The sequence below is a fragment of the Terrabacter sp. P5_B1 genome (genome assembly GCF_056400505.1).
In genome coordinates this window covers 1-3,065 of the sequence record NZ_JBFULD010000423.1, presented here as the reverse complement: position 1 = coordinate 3,065, position 3,065 = coordinate 1, and the positions used below count along the sequence as shown (strand labels likewise).

Annotated in this window: 5 protein-coding genes; 4 read left to right on the top strand and 1 reads right to left on the bottom strand. The window is 69.0% G+C overall.

All coding sequences use genetic code 11. The features are described from left to right. The 3 genes from AC1DP0_RS20285 to rsrA form a co-directional block, all read left to right on the top strand. Positions 1 to 486, top strand: a 486-nt coding sequence (locus AC1DP0_RS20285; protein ID WP_478088087.1) for an alpha/beta hydrolase family protein, incomplete at its 5' end; no start/stop codon positions are given. A 17-nt stretch (positions 487 to 503) separates the two neighbouring features. Further along, positions 504 to 1,283: a sigma-70 family RNA polymerase sigma factor gene (locus AC1DP0_RS20280; RefSeq protein ID WP_478088085.1), complete on the top strand. Its 780-nt coding sequence runs from the start codon at positions 504 to 506 to the stop codon at positions 1,281 to 1,283. Next, the gene (gene rsrA / locus AC1DP0_RS20275; RefSeq protein WP_478088083.1) at positions 1,280 to 1,579 is read left to right on the top strand and encodes a mycothiol system anti-sigma-R factor; all 300 of its coding nucleotides are present in this window, start codon (positions 1,280 to 1,282) and stop codon (positions 1,577 to 1,579) included. Before AC1DP0_RS20280 ends, rsrA begins: the two co-directional genes overlap by 4 nt. Positions 1,580 to 1,674: 95 nt before the next feature. On the opposite strand, the gene AC1DP0_RS20270 is transcribed toward rsrA, so the two are convergent. Next, on the bottom strand, positions 1,675 to 1,749 hold the full coding sequence (locus AC1DP0_RS20270) for a 50S ribosomal protein bL37 (RefSeq protein WP_369791897.1): 75 nt from the start codon (positions 1,747 to 1,749) through the stop codon (positions 1,675 to 1,677). 446 nt (positions 1,750 to 2,195) lie between these two features. Between AC1DP0_RS20270 and AC1DP0_RS20265 the strand changes: the two genes are divergently transcribed. Next, on the top strand, positions 2,196 to 3,065 hold an 870-nt coding region (locus AC1DP0_RS20265), incomplete at its 3' end, for an HD-GYP domain-containing protein (protein ID WP_478088081.1).

Genomic DNA, 3,065 nt, shown 5'->3' with positions numbered 1-3,065 from the left:
GAGGTCCTCGTCGGTGCGGGATGGGCCGTCGTGCTCGTCGAGCAGCCGTGGCTCGTCGCGGGGCGCAGGGTGGCCGGGCGGCCACCGACCCTCGACGCCGCGTGGGTGCCCATCGTCGAGACGCTCGTGACCGGTCGAGGACGGCTCCCGAGACCGCTCGTCGTCGGGGGCCGCAGCGCCGGGGCACGGGTCGCGTGCCGGACGGCCGGGCCGCTCGAGGCCGAGGCGGCGCTGCTGCTCAGCTTCCCCCTCCACCTGCCCGGGCAACCCGACCGGCTCCGTGCCCACGAGCTCGCCCTGGCGCCCGACCCGTCGTGGGTCGTGCAGGGCACACGCGACGCCTTCGGGGTGCCGGACGAGGTCCGCCCCCACCTGCCGCCCGGGACCGAGCTCCTCGAGGTGCCCGGCGCCCACAGCTTCCCCAAGAGCTCACGCAGTGCCCTCACCGAGGCGCTGACGAGGATCGCGGGAATGCTCCCCGGCTAGGTGTCGTTGCAGGGTGCATGGTGACCTGCCCCACCCGTGTGCCCGAGAGCGGCACGACCGCTGCCTCCGTGCGCGGTCTGCTCCCACAGCCCACCGGTCTAGGCTGGGAGGCGATGCCAAAGGACAAGAAGACCGATTCGAGCGCCGCCCTGCGGCTGGCGGACCCCGAGGACCTGGCCCGCGCCGACGCGAGCGTCGACGTGTCGAGCGAGAGCGAGACGCAGCGCCGGGCGCGCTTCGAGCGTGAGGCGATGCCGCTGCTCGACCAGCTCTACAGCGCCGCGCTGCGCACGACACGCAACCCGAGCGACGCCGAGGACCTCGTCCAGGAGACGTTCGCGAAGGCGTACGCCGCCTTCCACCAGTACAAGCCGGGGACCAACCTCAAGGCGTGGATGTACCGCATCCTCACCAACACCTACATCAACACCTACCGCAAGAAGCAGCGGCAGCCTCTCGAGTCCGACGCGGCTCAGATCGAGGACTACCAGCTGGCGCGGGCCGAGTCGCACACGTCGGTGGGCCTGCGCTCCGCCGAGGCGGAAGCGCTCGACCACCTCCCGGACAGCGACGTCAAGCGCGCCCTGCAGGCGATCCCCGAGGAGTTCCGGCTCGCGGTGTACTTCGCCGATGTCGAAGGCTACTCCTACAAGGAGATCGCCGAGATCATGGAGACGCCCATCGGCACCGTCATGAGCCGTCTGCACCGGGGCCGGCGCCAGCTGCGAGAGCTGCTCTCGGAGTATGCCGCTGAACGCGGTTTCGTCGCCGCGGGCACGGAAGGAGACCGGTCATGAGTGACCAGACGACGGACAGGCCGGACCCGGCCGGGGGTGCCGGGACGCACACCGACTGCTCCGAGGCCCTGCTGCGCGTCTACGAGTACCTCGACGGCGAGCTCGGCCCCGACGAGGTGGCGAAGATCCAGGCGCACCTCGACGAGTGCGGCCCGTGTCTCAAGGAGTACGACCTCGACACGACGCTCAAGTCGCTGATCAAGCGGTCGTGCGAGTGCGAGGAAGCGCCGGAGGCGCTGCGCCTGACGATCATGTCGCGCATCTCCATGACCGTCATCCAGGTCGACCGCGGCTGACGACACCGATCCGACGCTCGTTCCGGCAGCGCGACTCCGGACACGACGAAGGCCCGCCCCGAACTGATCGGGCGCGGGCCTTTGACGTCTGCGGCTCAGGCGTTGGGCTTGCGGCCGTGGTTGGCGGCGTTGCCCTTGCGGGAGCGGCGCTTGCGGGCGCGCTTGCTCATCGTCGGCTCTCCTTGGTCCTGCGGATGCTTCGCACCCGACGGGCACGAAGCCCCGATTCTTCCACACCGGCACTGAACCGCCCAATTCGGGGACAGGGTTACGTCAGCAACCGTAAAATCTTCGTATAGATCCGTCCGAAACGTGCCGGATCTACTTCCGTGCGCTCGCGCGGTCTGGGACCTTGGGGTAGAGGGAAACCTCAGTTGTTCTGTGCTGCCGCGAGCAACGCCCCTCCATGGCGCACGCATCCGGAACATCGACGCTATCTAGGAGCCCCCAATGTTCGCTGCCCTGCTGTCTGCCCTTGCCTCCAACGACTACACGACGCGGGCGCTTGCATCGTTCGCCGGCATCTGGGGCTGGAACGGCTGAGCCGCTTCCAGATCCTCTTGGACGGCACCGGGACCCATCACGGTCCCGGTGCTGTCGCGCTACCGTGACTGACGTGAGCCACACACCCACCGGCATCGTTCGGTCCCGGTGGCTGCCCGGCTACCTCGCGTTCGTGGTCTTCACCTCCGTGACCACTGGGGTGTTGACCATGCTGGTCCTCCCACGACCGGCCATCGGTCCGCTCGTGCTGCTGTGCCTGATGGGAGTCGTGAGCTTCCAGGTCCGCGAGCCGGAGCTCGGCAGCCGAATCAGCTTCTCGTTCCTGTCGATCATCCTCGTGGCCTCGGCTGCCATCGTCGGTGTCGTCGGGGCCTGGGTGGTGGGTTCAGTGTCAATGCTGGTCGACCGCCGCCGGGCACGCTGGACAGCGACGATGTTCAACGCAGCCATGAGTGGACTGGTCGGGGTCGCAGTGGCGCTGGCGTACCGCCTGCTTGGGGGAGTCGAGGGCGCCGGCATGGTCGGCATGGACACCTTCGAACTGGGCCGGCACGTGGGTCTGCCGCTTCTCGTCGCCGACGTCGTCGCATGTCTCGTCAACGCCGTGCTGCTCTCCGGCGTCATCCACCTGGACCAAGGCATCCCCTTCGGCATCCAGCTTCGTCGCGTCCTCAGCGGCTCGGGAGTTGCCTACGTCGGCTACGGCGTGATCGGCCTCCTCTTCGTCATTCTGTGGTTCCCTGCGGGCCTGGGCGCCTTCAGTGCGCTTCTCGTCCTCGCGCCGCTGCTCGCGGCGCGGTGGGCGTTCATCCAGTACGGCGAAGAGTTGCGCTCGCACGAGCGCACGGTGGACACGCTGGTGACCGCGCTGGGCACCAAAGAGCCCCTGGCCGTCGACCGCAGCCGGCGTGCGGCCGCTCTCGCGGAGTGGATCGCCGAGGAGCTCGGCCTGACGCCGAGCCAGATCGGCACGGTGCGGTAT

Excerpts from the sequence above, each read along its gene's own strand:
- rsrA (WP_478088083.1), top strand. The coding sequence starts at position 1,280 with ATGAGTGACCAGACGACGGACAGGCCGGACCCGGCCGGGGGTGCCGGG.
- AC1DP0_RS20280 (WP_478088085.1), top strand. The coding sequence starts at position 504 with ATGGTGACCTGCCCCACCCGTGTGCCCGAGAGCGGCACGACCGCTGCC.